The organism is Sulfurimonas sp. HSL3-7 (assembly GCF_039645985.1).
In the GTDB taxonomy this organism is placed as follows: domain Bacteria; phylum Campylobacterota; class Campylobacteria; order Campylobacterales; family Sulfurimonadaceae; genus Sulfonitrofixus; species Sulfonitrofixus jiaomeiensis.
Genome location: NZ_CP147919.1, coordinates 1,678,684 through 1,693,884, shown reverse-complemented (window position 1 = coordinate 1,693,884; position 15,201 = coordinate 1,678,684). Strand labels below are relative to the sequence as shown.

Here is a 15,201-nt window from a genome sequence, read left to right as displayed (position 1 = left end):
GAATTATAGCAGTTCTTTAAGGCTTTGTCTCGCGTTGAATAGTGTCGTGATCTGAACTTCTTTTAAATGTTTTTAGATAGATAGGATGTTACTTTTTCTTCTTGCTGGCTCAAGAAGAAAACCTAACGAAAAAGAAGAAGAGCCAGACCCTCCGGCCAAAAGTCAGTGCTGTAACTTTCACCTATCAACCGATGGCATTCCGTCACTTCTGCCGGAATTAATCTTCGGACGAAAACAACACATATTATTCAAGCGTGCTTCTGACCTCTTTGGCGATTTTCTCTTCGTTAACGAAGTAGAGCAGAATACCTCCGGCCACAAAAAAGAGAGAAACCGAAGCGATCCCCAAACGCGAGCTCTCCGTCGTCACCGCGACAAAGCCGATCAACAACGGTCCGAAGATGGTCGCAAACCGCCCCAGAAAGTTGAAGAAGCCGAAGAACTCGGCGGCCTGGTTCTGCGGGATCATTCTCGCGTAGTAGGAGCGGCTGAGTGCCTGGATGCCCCCCTGTACCATTCCGACCATCGCGGCCAGCAGAAAGAACTCGTAAGCCTCCCGCATCATCGAGGCCCAGAGCGTGATAAAGAGGTAGGTGCCGATGGCGACAAAGAGTGCCTTTTTGGTGTCGTACAGCTGTGCCAGTTTGGAAAAGAGAAGGGTGGCCGGAAAGCCGATGAACTGCACGAGCAGCAGAGCAAGGACAAGCGCGTTTGGCTCGAATCCGATCGCCATGGCGTAGTCGACAGCCATGCGGATGATGGTGTCGACCCCGTCGATGTAGAGCCAGTAGGCGGCCAGAAAAAGCAGCAGCCCTCTGAGATGGCGGATCTTCTTAAAGGTGTTGAGCAGCTGTCGATAGCCTGCCAAAACGGTGGCGCTAAGGTTGCGTTTTTGTTGAGGGCGTTCCTCTTTGACAAAGAGCAGCAGCGGAAGCGAAAAAAGGGCCCACCAGAGGGCGACACTTACAAACGAGAGCTTTACCGCTTCGTTCATGTCGTCCAGTCCGAAAAATTCGGGCCTGTGTACCATGAAGACATTGAGGGCAAAGAGCAGCCCGCCGCCGAGATACCCCAGCGAGAAACCGAGACCCGAGACGAAGTCAAAGCTTCTCTCTTTGGCGACCGTGGTCAAAAGGGAGTCGTTGAAGATATTCGACCCCATAAAACCGATGTTGCCGAGGACATAGACAAACGCGGCCAGCTGCCACTCGCCCTGCTGCACCAGAGCGAGCGACCCGCTCATCAGGATGCCCAGATAGGTAAAGAGAAAGAGAAAACGTTTTTTATAGCCGCCGACATCGGCGATGGCCCCGAGAAACGGCGCCAGAAGCACGATGATCATGCTCGACAGTGAATTGGCTACTCCCAGTTGCGCCGTACTGGTGATGACATCGGTCTCGCTGCTGAAATAGCTTTTGAAGAAGAGGGGAAAAAAACCGGCCATGACGGTAGTGGCGTAGGCGGAGTTCGCCCAGTCGTACATGGCCCAGGAGTAGATCTGTTTATTTATCTGCATAACGATTATGATAGCACGGGTTTTGTAAAAGGGAGGCTCTAATGACTTGTGTCATTACTTTTAATTGATCATTTCATAGTGTATAGCCCATAAGCCTTATGGAAAAATGTAGCTTTATCGACTTCTCCCTTACTTTTTTACGACTTGCAATTTAGTTACTCCCTGCATAGTGCTTTAGCACTTATACACCGCAAAAAAAGTAAGCAAAAAAGCTCTCACAACGGCTTCGAGGTCGGTGGCTACCGACTGCTTCGCTTCCACTCTATTTTCCTCTAAAAATCCCTAACTCGCTACGCTCAGACAAAGTGATTTTTTTAACGAGTAAAATAGAGTTCCAGCTCACTCTGCAGATGTTGTGAAAAGAGCCAAGCGGTGACGCATCTATTAAATGTAAAAGCTGAAGCTTTTACAACTCGGCTGTGCCTCTTTGTAAAGAATAATAGACTGTCATACAATTCTATATTTTCAGTGAAGTTTGTATTTCTTTTGCGTATTGGCATCAATTCCGGCAGAAGTGCCGGAATGCCATTGGTTGACAGGTGAAAGTTCGGGTAGTTACTTTTGGCCGGAGGGTATCGCACTTTCTTTTTTGGTTACTTTTTCTTTGTGCGAGCAAAGAAAAAAGTGACATCCCTACTATCAAAAAACATTCAAAAAAAGAGAGTTTCGAAACTGTAAAAAATCGGAATTACAGTTCAGAGAGGTGCCCGGCGACATACCCGCTGGCAAAGGACCACTGGAGGTTGTAGCCCCCGCAGGGGCCGTCGAGGTTCATCACCTCCCCGCAGAAGTAGAGCCCCTTCATCTTCTTGGACTCCATCGTCTCGGGAACGATCTCCTTGAGGGTAACCCCGCCGCGGGTGATCATCGCCATCTTGAACCCTTCGTGGCCGTTGACGGTCAGCGGCGTCCACGCCAGGAGTTTGACGAGTTTGTCGCGGCTCGGACCGCTCTGTTTGTTGAAGCCCAGCTCCGGGTCGGCGTCGGCGAGCTTGCAGAACTCCAGCGAGAGGGCCTCGGGCAGCAGGGTCTGAAGCAGGGTGAGGGTGGTGTGATCCTGGTTTTTAAAGATCTCATCTTTGATATGGGCTCGGATCTGCTCTTCGTTCATCCCCTTGGTCAGATTCATCAGCAGCGGCACCTCGTCGTACTTGCTCAGCAGCGGAGTGATCTCGCGGGAGAAGTCGAGCACGACGGGACCGCGTATGCCGTTCTTGGTGAAGATAAGGTCCCCTTTGGCCTTGAGCTTTTTGTACTTGGGCAGGTTGACGAACATCTCGACTTTGGGGATGGTGTCGGCGCGGCAGTTCCCGACCCAGCTCTCTTTTGTCTTGAGGGGCATCATGGCCGGGTGGAGGGAGGTGACCTTGTGGCCGACACTCTTGGCCAGTTCGAAGCCGTCACCTTCGGCACCGAGCATGGGGTAACCCAGACCGCCGGTGGCGATGATGACGTTGTCGCTTCTATAACTGTTGCTTGCTGTCTCGACGCCTCTGACATGCGCCTCGTCATAGAGCAGGGCTTCGGCCTTCTGCGAACAGATGATTGTCACGCTGAGACGCAGAAGCTCTGCCTCCAGGGCATTGATGATAGTCTGCGATGAGTGGGTCTTGGGGAAGACGCGGAAGCCGTCGGGAAAGTGCGATTCAACGCCAATCTCTTCGAAAAAAGCGATCAGCGCCTTGTAGTCGAGGGCCCTGAGCGCGGGGGTCATAAAACGCCCCTCGCGCCCGAAACGGGCCATGAACGCCTCATTGGAAAGGGTGTTGGTCAGGTTGCAGCGCCCGCCGCCGGTCGCCTTGAGCTTGGCGCCGATCTTAGAGAGCTTTTCCAGAAGGAGAACCTTTTTGCCGCGGCGTGCCGCCGTGATGGCGGCGATCATCCCCGCCGCGCCGCTTCCGATTACGATCACATCATAGTTTTGCATGTCGTATGGTACATTTATTTTGCGCAGAGGCAGCTTTCTTGGGCGGCCGTATCAGCAAAAAGAGTTCGGCGGAATACGAAAGCATGTCGTCCCGCCGGGTAGATCATACCCATCGCTTCTTTTTAAAATAGACCAGCGAGAGTATTGTAAAGAGGATAAAAAAGAGCCAGACGGCTGGATAGCCCCATTTCCATGCCAGTTCCGGCATATACTGGAAGTTCATGCCGTAGACACCGGTGACAAAGGTGAGCGGTATGAAGATGGAGGCAAATACGGTCAGGACCTTCATGATCTCGTTCATCCTGTTGCTGACGCTTGATATATAGATGTCCAGCAGTCCGGTGAGCATATCCCTGTAGGATTCGATCTCGTCCGTGATGTGGAGGATATGGTCGTGGACGTCCCGGAAATAGATCTGGGTCTTTTTCCCGATCAAAGGGGTGTCGCTGCGCATGATCTCCGTCAGCAGCTCCCTGAGAGGGGAGATGGATTTTCGTACACCGATCAACTCCCGCTTGAGTTGCTGAATGCGCACAAGGGTCTGTGAGGTCGGGTTGCTTAGCAACTCGTCTTCGAGCGCATCGGTTGTGATGTCAAGCGCGTCGAGCAGGGCGAAGTTCTTGTCGACGATGATGTCGAGAACAGCGTACGCGAGGTAGTCGGAGCCCTGGCTCCTCAGCCGCGCTTTGTTGTTCTGGAGTCGTTTGTAAAGCGGCAGAAAAAGCGAGTTTCTTTTCTCCTTGAAGGTGAAGAGAAAGTTCTTGAAGACCAGAATACTGATCTGTTCGTAATTGACGGAAAAGGTGCCGTCCTCCATGGAGAGGCTTTTTAAAACGATATAGAGGTAGTCGTCGGCCTCTTCAAACTTGGGTCTGTGGTGGGCATTCAGTATATCTTCGAGGACAAGGGGATGGATGTTGAAAAGCTGCCCGACCGATTCGATGAGAGCAACATTGCTGAGCCCCTCTATGTTGACCCAGGTGAGGGTCTCTTTTTCTTTGTACTCAATGAGCTCGTCGATGCTGTCGATACGCTTTTCGACAAGATGCTCTGTGTTGTAGTCGACCAGCGAGATCGTGGATTCGGTTTCGAGTACATCGCCGACATGGACCAGCGTGCCGGGCGGCATTCCCGATTTTTCAGAGAGGTTGCTTAATGAATCGGCCATCGGTAGCTGCGCTTCGGCACGGTATGCCTAATGTTTGGTAACCGGTCGGACCGGAAACTCTTTGAGCATGGCGGCGACGGTCTTGTCGATGTAGTCGCTGCGGGCCTGCGGTGATTTGAAGTCACGGCGTTTTTTAGTGACTTCGGCGCGCCAAAAGGTCTTTTTGGTCGCGGGGTCGATCATGTTGATGACGAACTTCTCCTCATCGTCTGTGACATTTTGCGTTGTACTGACAGAAGTGCCAACACCGCGGGAGTAGGTGCCGAATCCGAATCCGAAGCTGAAATTGGAAGGGACATCCTCTTCGACGGCGCGCTGAAAGGTAATATGAAAATCTGCCGTATTCATAGCCGTGCTTTCATACCCTTTGGCCTGCATCTGACGATTTATCGCTTGATTGAGCCGTTTTTCATCGAGGGTCTCTACGCCGTCTTGGCTTTTATGGATGACGAAAAACGTCTTCAGCGGCTCGGTTGAAAATGACGGATCGTAGTCGGTATCAACTTTGCTGGAACAGCCGACCATCATAAGTAGAACAAGGGGAAGCAGGTATCGCAACATGTTGGCTCCTTCTAACGTCACAAAGTAACAGGGCTATAGGACGATTATACATAAAAATCCAGTAAATGCGGAACAACAGTTTTTTTAGGAAGCTTTCGATCGGCCCTTATTTCTTGAAGATAAAGAGCAGCAGGGAGAGCAGGATCGAGACCAGTAGCATCGTCGTCACGGGGAAGTAGAACCTTGTGCTGCCACTTTCGATCTTAATATCGCCGGGAAGGTTCCCGAACCATCCGAGAAGACCGAATTTGTAGGCGATACCGGCAAGCAGAAGCAGAAGACCGGCCGCGATCAGCAGATTACCTAGAGACATGGTCAGGACTCCTTTTTGTTTGGTGCGGCGTTTAGATCTTTGCCCTGCTCATAAGAGAGTGTTTTGATCGAGTGGTTGAGCGCATCGTCGAAAGAGTGGAGGATGTTGGCCTCGCCGATCATGGCGGAGAGGTGATGCTCTTTGAGATCTTTCATGACGGTAGGGTTGACGCCGGACAACACGATCTTGACGCCGTACGCCTGCAGTGTTTTGATCATGTTCTGGAGATTGTGCAGGCCGGTAGAGTCGACAAAAGGGACATGGCGCATGCGGATGATCAGGATTCTGCTTTTAAAGCCGATCTCCTTGATAGTCTGGGCATACTGTTTTGCGGAACCGAAGAAGAGGGGTCCGCTGATCTCGTAGATGGCAATGCCTTCTGGAAGGTGGGTGTAGTCTTCGAGGAGGTCGCTGTCGATGCGGGATTCTGTTTTCGCGCCTATGTCGGCCATCCTTTTCATGAAGAGCAGGGCGGAGAGCACAACGCCTACCTCGATAGCGATGGTCAGGTCGACCAGTACGGTCAGAAAAAATGTCGACAGGAGGACAATGACGTCAAAAGGGGAGTCTTTGAGAATGGCGCGGAAAGAGCGCCATTCGCTCATGTTGTAGGCGACGACGATCAGGATTCCCGCCAGGGCCGACATCGGTATGAGTTTGGCAAGGCTGCCGAAAAAAAGCATGATCATCAGCAAGGTCAGCGAGTGGACGATCCCGGCGATAGGGGTCCGCCCGCCGTTTTTGACGTTCGTCGCCGTTCGCGCGATCGCCCCGGTCGCGGGGATGCCGCCGAAAAAAGGCGTGACGATATTGGCAATCCCCTGGCCGATCAGCTCGGTGTTAGAACGGTGGTTACCGCTGATCATACCGTCTGAGACAACGGCTGAAAGAAGGGACTCGATGCTCCCCAACAGCGCAATCGTCAAAGCGGGCGCGATATAGACCGCAAGATTGCCTGGATCAAAATCGGGCAGGACAAATTCGACGGTGTTGGGGATATCACCGAAAAACGACTCGATGGTCGTGACCGGTACGCCGGCGATCTGCACAAGGGTGGTGATAAGAATAATGGCGACAAGAGAGCCCGGAACCTTTTTTAGAAACTTGACGGAAAAGAGCGTGATCAGGACGGTGGCGGCGGTGATGGCAAGGGCATAAACATTAATCTCATGCAGGTGCGTAAAATAGAGTGCCCATTTGTCGATAAACCCGGAAGGGAGTTTGTCGATCGGCAGACCAAGCGCGTCTTTAACCTGGGTCGAGAAGATGACCATCGCGATACCGCTGGTGAAACCGACGACCAGAGGATAGGGAAAATATTTTAACAGCGCCCCCAGCTTCAGCAAGCCGAAAATAACAAGGATGACGCCCGACATGACGGTCGAGATGATGAGCCCGTCAATGCCGTACTGTTCGACAATACCGTAGACAATGATGATAAAGGCGCCGGTTGGACCGCCGATCTGCACCCGGCTGCCGCCGAATACGGAGATGAGAAAACCGGCAATAATAGCGGTGATCAGACCTTTGTCGGGTGAGACCCCGGATGCGACGGCAAAAGCGATGGCGAGAGGGAGGGCGACAATACCGACGACAACACCGGCAAAGAGATCGGCAAGAAGCTGTTCACGGGTCACCCCTTCCTTGAGCACACTGAAAAGTTTAGGTTTATATAGATGCTCCACCTATAGGTTCCTTTGTTGTCTGTTCTATCTTTTTGAAGTGCCCTGAAGTGCTGTCCGCCGAGAATCAGGTACAAGGTGCCTTTTTGGCGGGAGAACCGGTGTCAAGACACAGTGTCCCGATAAGTGAAAGTCTGGGCATAAACCGAATTGCTTAGATAAGGATCGCAACTAGGTGTACTTGTGCTTGATCAAGAATAAACACTGTAAAGCGATCACTCGCACAGCTCGGGATAAATGGGTCTAATACCCTTTGCAGGGGGTATTTTAATATGTCAAAAGATAGTCAACCGAATAATACATCAGGTTCAATAAGTTATTCCATAAAAATGTCGTACTTAAAGTGTTTTTTTCTGGGGCTTGTTATTACTGTTGGATTGCGAAGCCTTGACCGGTATGAGGGCTTCCGCCCCGGGCGACTAGAGCACTATCAGATGGTTGGGAAGCTCATCCGTCTCTTTCGGATCGTAAGGGAAGTGCGGGGTCAGCAGCTCGCCGCTGCGCCCGATCGCCTCAAGGTAGCCCTCCGTGGTATCGCCTGCTTTGACATTGGCTATAAAACGCTGCACAATGGCCTCCCACTCGCTGTCGGGGATCTTGTTGGCGACTTCGATATCGGTGATGATCTCGACATAGTGCTCGGCTTCGCTGACAAAGAGCATGACACCCGCACGTTTTTTGGTGGTATGCAGCTGCAGGGCCATGAAGTGGCTCCTGGCAGCTCCGGCGGCGCGCCTGCGTTTGACGGAACGGGGGATCAGCGCCATCGTGAGACGCTCGAAACGCCCGATCAATACCAGCAGCAGGAAAATAAGAAGCTGCAGGCCGTAAAGCTGGATCAGGGGCAGTGCAACTCCCAGGGCCATCGTAACGGCCGGAACGGCGAGCGCGCCGAGCGCGGCCCACAGTATCGGGATAAAGAGGTAGTCGTCACTCCTTTTGGCGATGACAGTGACGATCTCCGCGCTGCTTTTACGCTCGAAAGCTTTGATCGCTTCGCTGATCTGCTCTCTCTCCTGTTCATTTATCGTGTGTTCCATTACCAACTCCCTGATGCGCCGCCGCCGCCGAAACTGCCGCCGCCCCCGCCAAAACTGCCGCCGCCGAAACTGCCGCTACCGCTTCCCCACGAACCGCCGGAGCTTCCGCCGCTGTAGCCGCCGCTGGGTGTTCTGAAAAATGTCATCAAAAAGACGAAAACGGCGGTAAACAAGGCGAGGATGACCTCATGGGTGAAGACCCAGGCAATGATGCCCGCAATGACAGCCGTGACCGAGCCGAAAACGACTCTGAGTCTCGATGAGACCCCTTCGAAAATATTAGATAATAAGCCGACGATAAAAAGAGCGAACATAAAGAATCCGGCGAAGTTAGATGAGGAGGAACCTTTCTTCTGCACAGGTTTCGGGCCTGTGTAGCTCCCCTCCAGTACGGAGAGGATCGCCTGGGTCCCCTGCAGTATCCCCGCGGTGTAATCCCCCTCTTTAAAGCGTGGGAGGATCACCTCCTGGATGATGTCGTGGGAGAGCTTGTCGGTCAGTGTCCCCTCCAGGCCGTAGCCGACTTCGATGCGCACTTTGCGATCATTGGGGGCGACGATGAGAAGCACGCCGTTGTCCTTTCCCTCCTGTCCGATTCCCCAGTGCCTTCCGAGCTGGTAGCCGTAGTCGGCGATATCGTAGCCCTGCAGGTTCTCAAGCGTGACGATGACGACCTGGTTGGTCGTGTTGGCTTCATGCTGTGACAGGAAGTGGACCAGCATCCCTTCCGATGCGGGGTTTAAGAGGCCGGCATTGTCGACGACCCTGCCGGTGAGCGGCGGAAAAGAGGGTGCCGCTGCGGCTTGTGAGGTAAAAAATAGAAGGAAGAGAAATGTGAACGTTCGGAGTGCTGATCGCATGGTTTAAAAGAATACCTTTGGGGCTTCCTGCTCGGCAGGCGAGGCGCTGAAACTCTCTTTTTGTTTGGCGTCGGGGTAGAAGAGCGCTGCCACCCATCGGCCCGGGACGGTACGGAGCTCGACGTTGTATTTCTGTACCGCCGCGATGTAATCCCTGCGGGCCACAGCAATGCGGTTTTCGGTCCCTTCAAGTTGTGATTGAAGGGCCTGGAAGTTCTTGTCGGCCTTGAGGTCGGGGTAGCGTTCGACAACGAGCAGAAGGCGTGACAGGGCCGAACCGAGGGCATTCTGGTTCGCCTCGAACTGCTTCATCGCGTCGGGACTGCTCAGCATCTCCGGCGAGATCTGCGTCTGCCCCACTTTGGCCCTTGCTTCGACGACGTCTGTGAGAACCTCTTTCTCATGGGAAGCATACCCTTTGACGGTCGCGACCAGGTTGGGGACCAGGTCGGCGCGGCGCTTGTACTGGTTCTGCACCTGGGCCCATGTAGCGTTGACCTCTTCATCGAGTTTTGGAACGTTGTTGATATGGGTCATGACGACCACCGCAAAAAGTATTGCAACAGCGGCAACCGTAATAAGCAGGAGTTTCTTCATTTGATGTATCCTTGATGGCAGCTCTGAGAACCCTGCATAGAGTGCAGAGAAACCTTCCGTATTCTGCGCTATTGTAACAAAAAAAACCGATATATACTATGGAGAGTGAGAATTCAGAGCAAAGAGAGTTTGCCGTTTTTGCCGCCGTCAGCCCGAGAGCGCTGCAAACAGAAACGCAACGCGGCCTGAAGGATGGCCCTGCCGTGAGGCTTCTTACTATGCTACCGACTGTTCAGCTCTATGGCTTTTTTGACACATGACTCGAGGGAGGGGGTGTCGGCTAAAACCGGCGAGATGTATCCGGGGAAATGTTTTGCCGTTGTCTTTCCGATCGCAACAGCTTTGAAAGTATCATCCCAGGCAAAGTTTTTGAGAAAACATTCTATGGTCGAGGGGGAAGAAAATATGATCGTTGCCCCTTTCGGGAGTCTTGTCTTGCGATCGAACGTTCTGCATACGGTCTCATAGACAACCGCCTCTTCGCAGACGATACTGTTGGCATTCAACGTGTTGACCAGGTCAGAGAGGACTTTTGACCCCCGGACATAAAGCACTTTTTTATCTTTCAGTTTTGCCAACAGTTCCATAGCGAAGGCATCCCCGTCGTTTGCTTTCCCGACAAAGGCCAGTCTGCCGCCGAGATCCTTTGCTGTTTTTGCCGTTTGGGGGGCGATAACATAGGCGGGTATGCCCGTCCAGCTTCTGTCGAGAGCATGTAGGGAAGTGACTGCATTTTTGGAAGTAAAGATCAGAGCGTCATAGCCGGAGAGATCAATCTCGGGCATGAGAGGCTTGATCTCAAATACCGGAATGTTTTTTGCCCATTTGACCTTTTTGTCGCTTAAAAGATAGAGGGGCATTCTGCTGTTTCGCATATGGGTGAAAAAGGATCCGAGATATCTTCTGATCTTCGCAGCCAATGTGTCCGAAGCCCCGAGGATAATGGATTTGTTCTCGTCAACAAAAAACGCTATATTGTGTTTACTGAGTGCATAGGTGATGCTTATAAGTTCTGTAAAAATATGCTCTTTCGACCAGTTCCTGTCAAGTCTGAGCAGACCTGCTTTTTTATCATACTCATAATAGATCAGATCCAACGGTTCCAGTAGGTCCTCAATGTGTTTCATTGCATCAACATTCCTTTCAATACTGATTATAAGCGTGTCATGGGCTAGATTGACACTATTATAGCACTTTGAAGTCTTATTTTTAACACAATATAAAGAAATATACTTGATGGTAAAAAACAGATATATTTAAAAAGAAAATAAAAGCGTTTGAAAAGAGGTTGCACGCTATATCGAGAAAGGAATGCGGCGGTTGTATCAGTTGAAAGATACTTGCGTTAGGGCCCAGAGGCCGTAGGCAGAAAAGCGGCAGGTTGACAAAATCGTCAAACGGAGGCGATAACCCGCTTTATTTCTCTTTTTCCGTCGCCTGGTTGATCGTTTTGTAAAAATAGCCCAAGGCAACGAACATGATGGTCGTTCCAAGCAGTAGGTAAAAGGCTGAGGACATCTTGGAATAGTCGTCCAGCGCGATCTTGAAGACCACCATCAGGGTCTCGATTGAGAGGGCGATGATGATGGAGATGATGAATTTCCCCAGCACTTTATACTGTTTGTCTTCGGGATGGTGGAAGGACTCATAGATCACTTCGTGTTCAAAGATCTGTTTTGCCATATCAAAGATCGCCAACCCCAGTGTTATGGCGATGATGGACTTGAAGATATCGTTGAGAAAGTTGGTCTCTGTAAACTCAACAAGAAGTTTGAAGAAGAAGTTGTAGCCGCCGTAGACGATGAGCGCTATCGAGACCAGTGTCAATAGAGATGAACCCAGAAAGTAGACACCCCGCTTGAACTTGTCATGTTTTTTGTTGTATTCGATCAGCTTCAGATCCTGCAGCAGCGCGATAAGATCGATATCGAAGACATAATAGGTGCCGTTCGAGTGATGGACGACCGATACACTCGCTTTACCGGTTCGGTAGTGGATGTAGGGGTTTGAGATATAGAAGCCGTCCTCGTCGAGCTGCATCTTCATGAAGTAGTGGCTTTTGTCGCTGCCTATCTGTTTCTCATCTTTTTCTCGGCGGCACACGATGGGGGTCTGTTGTCTAAAATTCTCATCCACACCGTAGATCAGCTGGATGAAATGGTGGGTTTTAAGGATAGAGTCTGCGTTTGCCAGATAGTCTTTCGGGAAACTCTTTATCAGTGTCTCGATATAACTGTCGACGGTGATTTTGTGCTTTTTGTAGAGATTGATCACTTGTTTCATAAGGGCGCTCTGTTTTGGGAATTAATATATAAGACCTGAGTATAGCATATATGTGAAGATTCGTCGTGTGATAAGAGCCGGTATTTTGATGGGAGAATCCTGTTTTTACGTTAGAGTGGGGTGTTTTCTCTTTACAGGGTTGTGTGCAGTTTTACAGTTCTCTTGTCGGATACTACTCTTTCTCTTCTGAGTCATCTTCTTCTATGAATTGGTTTTGGCTGTTGGTGTTTTTGGCGGCCATGATGAACCAGGCGAAGATGCTGATAACACTGATAATCGCAACGATCTCGAAGCCTGTCATTCAACACGCTCCCAGAAAGTCCCCTGGGCGGTGTCCATGATGCTGACGCCGTAGGCCATGATCTCGTCGCGGAGCGCATCGGATTTTTCGAAATTTTTTGCTTTTTTCGCTTCGCTGCGCTCTTCGACAAGGGCGTCGATCTTCGCTTTGGTCGCTTCGTCGAGGCCGAATTGAAAGTACTCGAAAGGGTTCTTTGTTCCGAAACCGAGTACTCTTTCGATGAAGGCGAGATCGGCAAGGGTCTGGCGTTTGATCAGTTTGTCTTTGGGGTTGGCGTCGAGGGTCTCGTTGGCATGGGCGACCATCTCGTCGATGACGGCAAGGGCCTGGGAGACGTTGAGGTCGTCGCTGAGGGCTTCGAGCAGTTTCGCCTGCGTTTGGGTCTTCTCATCGGTCACCTTCATGCCGAAGAGACGTTTTTTGAGGCGGTAGAGCTTGTCGAGGCGTTTTTTGGCGGCGAGCAGGTCCTTTTCGTTGAAGTTGAAGTTGGCGCGGTAGTGGGTGCTCAGCAGGTAGAAACGCAGCACTTCGCCGTCGTAGACTTTGAGGGCGTCCTTGATGAAAAAGCTGTTGCCGAGGCTCTTGCTCATCTTCTCGCCGTCGATATTGACGAACCCGTTGTGCATCCAGTAGTTGGCCAGCTCGTGGTCGGATGAACAGCGGGTCTGGGCGGCTTCGTTTTCATGGTGCGGAAAGAGGAGATCGGCGCCCCCGCCGTGGATGTCGATGGCGTATTGCCCTTCACCGGCAAGGTGCTTTTCGATCATCGCCGAACACTCGGTGTGCCAGCCCGGACGCCCTTTTCCAAAAGGCGAATCGAAGGTGACGGAGCCGTCGCTGACCGATTTCCAGAGGGCGAAGTCGGCCGGGTTGCGTTTTTCGCTGGAACTCTCAACGCGGTGCTGACGGTCCTCTTCGTTTTGCTGCTGGTGAGAGATACTGAGATACGCCTGGTCGCTTGCCGTGTCGAAGTAGACGTCGCCGTTGGCGGTCTGGTAGGCGTGGCCGTTGTCTATCAGTTTCCGGATCAGCTCGAACATCGCCTCCAGTGACTCGGTTGCCTTGGGTTCGATCGTCGGCCGCTCGACACCGAGCGCTGCCATGTCGCGATGGTAGGCTTCGGTATAGGTATCGGTGATCTCGCTGATGGTCAGCCTCTGTTCGGCCGCCTTCTTGATGATCTTGTCGTCGATGTCGGTGATGTTGCGGGCGTAAACGACGTTGTAGCCGTTGGCCTCGAGCACGCGGCGCAGCAGGTCGAAGACAAGGGCACTTTTGGCATGGCCGAGGTGGGCATCGTCATAGACGGTCGGGCCGCAGACATAGAGGGTGACACGTTCGGGGTTCAGGGGGATGAACTCCCGTTTTGTCTTGGCGACCGAATCAAATATATGCATGTATGAGTTCCTTGGCAAAGAGTAAAAAGAGTGTGAAAACAGCACTGCTCAGCAGCAGGATCACTGTTTTTTTGAGCGAGATTATAGCCAAAAACTCCTGCCTGCTGAAGGTGCGCGCCGTGGCGAAGAAGCCGATGAAACCGCTGATTGTGCTCGCAAGTGCCAATCCTACGCCGCCGAGCGGGGTGATGAGCAGCAGGGAGAAGAGAATGTTGGTCCCCAGTGTCAGGGTGGCGATCTTGGCCGCTTTCATCTGCTGCTGCCGGGCGAAGAGCCACAGCAACAGCAGCTTGTTGAGTCCGAAGGGGAGCAGACCGAGCATGTACATCTGGAGGATGGCGGAAGTGTTGAGCGTATCTTCACGGCTGAAGGCACCGCGCTCGAAGAGCAGCCAGGTGATCTCTTCGCCGAGCACAAAACCGCCGAGGGTGCTGAACGTCAGGATGAAGGCCAGGAACCAGAAGGCCTTGTGCATGTAGGCAAGCGCTTCGGTATGTTTGCCGTTTTTCAGATAACGCGATACCCGCGGGAAGAGGGCGATGGAGGTGGCGATGGCAAAGAGCGCGAGCGGCAGCTGGAAGATACGGTTGGAGTAATACATGTACGAGATCACCCCGGTAGCGAGGAAACTGGCGAGCCAGGTGTCCAGGAAAGCGGAGAACTGCGCCGTCGAATTTCCCCAGATAGCGGGGAAGAATTGGCGGTTGAAGTTTCTCGTCTCCTCTTTGATCCGGAGCGCTTTGACCTTGAAGTATTTGACCCCGCCGAAGAGCAGCCTGTTGAGGCCCAGCCGTTTCACCGCGGCAAGGTGGACAAAGAGCTGCAGAAGCCCGCCGGCAACGACACCGTAGCTCAGGTAGGTGACAATGGTCGCGTCGCTCTCCTCTTTTGAGAGCAGCAGGGCGGCGATCAGCGCGATGTTGAGAAGTCCCGTGGCGAATGCGGTGGTAGCGAAGTGGTGGCGGTATTGCAAAAAGGTGCTCAAAAAGGTGACGGCAAAGATGAGCGGCAGGTAGAAAAAGTTGATCGCGACATAGGGGGCGGCCAGGGTAATGGTCTCCTTTTCAAAGCCGACAGCGATAGCAACGGTGGCCGCTTCGGGGAAGAGGTTGACCGCCAGTGTCAGAAGGGCGATCACCAGAAAAAAGGTGCTGAAGATGTGGATGGAGAAGACCGCCTTGTTCTTGGAGCGGGTGAAGGCGGGGATGAAAGCCTGGGTAAAGGCGCCTTCGGCAAAGATGCGTCGAAAAAGGTTGGGGAGTTTGAAGGCAATGAAAAAGATATCGCTGTAAACATTGGCCCCCAGGACAGAAGCGGTCAGAAGATCGCGGGCAAAGCCGAGGATGCGTGAAAAGAGGATACCGAAACTGTTGGTGAATATATTTTTGAACATTATTACCTGCTAATAGAGCGTCGCGTCGCCGGGAAATTAAAAATAAGTGATGATATAAAGTGTTTGATTGTCTGCCCTTGCGCGAGTTTACGTTATTTTAACCCATCTTAGATTAAAATGTATCTTCTATTTTTTAAAGCTATATCTAAGACGGTTTTGCAGA

Annotated in this window: 14 protein-coding genes; all 14 read right to left on the bottom strand. The window is 52.0% G+C overall.

All coding sequences use genetic code 11. From position 1 onward, the window contains the following. Positions 1 to 244: 244 nt before the first annotated feature. Complete coding sequence (locus WCY20_RS08500; RefSeq protein WP_345974331.1) at positions 245 to 1,516, bottom strand: MFS transporter; 1,272 nt, start codon at positions 1,514 to 1,516, stop codon at positions 245 to 247. A 688-nt stretch (positions 1,517 to 2,204) separates the two neighbouring features. Next, on the bottom strand, positions 2,205 to 3,443 hold the full coding sequence (locus tag WCY20_RS08495; RefSeq protein ID WP_345974330.1) for an NAD(P)/FAD-dependent oxidoreductase: 1,239 nt from the start codon (positions 3,441 to 3,443) through the stop codon (positions 2,205 to 2,207). Between the two features lie 103 nt (positions 3,444 to 3,546). Further along, entirely contained in the window at positions 3,547 to 4,611 is a 1,065-nt protein-coding gene (gene corA, locus WCY20_RS08490) for a magnesium/cobalt transporter CorA (protein WP_345974328.1), read from the bottom strand. A gap of 27 nt (positions 4,612 to 4,638) precedes the next feature. Continuing rightward, on the bottom strand, positions 4,639 to 5,172 hold the full coding sequence (locus WCY20_RS08485) for a DUF4136 domain-containing protein (RefSeq protein WP_345974326.1): 534 nt from the start codon (positions 5,170 to 5,172) through the stop codon (positions 4,639 to 4,641). A gap of 106 nt (positions 5,173 to 5,278) precedes the next feature. Next, positions 5,279 to 5,485, bottom strand: coding sequence for a DUF2905 domain-containing protein (locus WCY20_RS08480; protein WP_345974324.1), 207 nt, complete (start codon positions 5,483 to 5,485; stop codon positions 5,279 to 5,281). 2 nt (positions 5,486 to 5,487) lie between these two features. Then, entirely contained in the window at positions 5,488 to 7,170 is a 1,683-nt protein-coding gene (locus WCY20_RS08475) for a SulP family inorganic anion transporter (RefSeq protein WP_345974322.1), read from the bottom strand. 416 nt (positions 7,171 to 7,586) lie between these two features. Beyond that, entirely contained in the window at positions 7,587 to 8,207 is a 621-nt protein-coding gene (locus tag WCY20_RS08470; protein ID WP_345974320.1) for a TPM domain-containing protein, read from the bottom strand. Beyond that, complete coding sequence (locus tag WCY20_RS08465; protein ID WP_345974318.1) at positions 8,207 to 9,067, bottom strand: TPM domain-containing protein; 861 nt, start codon at positions 9,065 to 9,067, stop codon at positions 8,207 to 8,209. The genes WCY20_RS08470 and WCY20_RS08465 overlap by 1 nt, the downstream gene beginning before the upstream one ends. Positions 9,068 to 9,070: 3 nt before the next feature. Beyond that, entirely contained in the window at positions 9,071 to 9,664 is a 594-nt protein-coding gene (locus tag WCY20_RS08460; RefSeq protein ID WP_345974316.1) for a LemA family protein, read from the bottom strand. A 221-nt stretch (positions 9,665 to 9,885) separates the two neighbouring features. Then, entirely contained in the window at positions 9,886 to 10,791 is a 906-nt protein-coding gene (locus tag WCY20_RS08455; RefSeq protein WP_345974314.1) for a uroporphyrinogen-III synthase, read from the bottom strand. Positions 10,792 to 11,080: 289 nt separating this feature from the next. Continuing rightward, positions 11,081 to 11,947 carry a hypothetical protein gene (locus WCY20_RS08450; protein ID WP_345974312.1) on the bottom strand — a complete coding sequence of 289 codons (867 nt, stop codon included), beginning with the start codon at positions 11,945 to 11,947 and terminating at the stop codon, positions 11,081 to 11,083. 172 nt (positions 11,948 to 12,119) lie between these two features. Next, positions 12,120 to 12,248 carry a hypothetical protein gene (locus WCY20_RS08445; protein WP_345974310.1) on the bottom strand — a complete coding sequence of 43 codons (129 nt, stop codon included), beginning with the start codon at positions 12,246 to 12,248 and terminating at the stop codon, positions 12,120 to 12,122. Further along, a complete protein-coding gene (cysS, locus tag WCY20_RS08440) occupies positions 12,245 to 13,645 on the bottom strand; it encodes a cysteine--tRNA ligase (RefSeq protein WP_345974308.1) in 1,401 nt (466 codons plus the stop codon). Before cysS ends, WCY20_RS08445 begins: the two co-directional genes overlap by 4 nt. Then, positions 13,632 to 15,038, bottom strand: coding sequence for a murein biosynthesis integral membrane protein MurJ (gene murJ, locus WCY20_RS08435; protein WP_345974306.1), 1,407 nt, complete (start codon positions 15,036 to 15,038; stop codon positions 13,632 to 13,634). Before murJ ends, cysS begins: the two co-directional genes overlap by 14 nt. Positions 15,039 to 15,201: the final 163 nt, after the last annotated feature.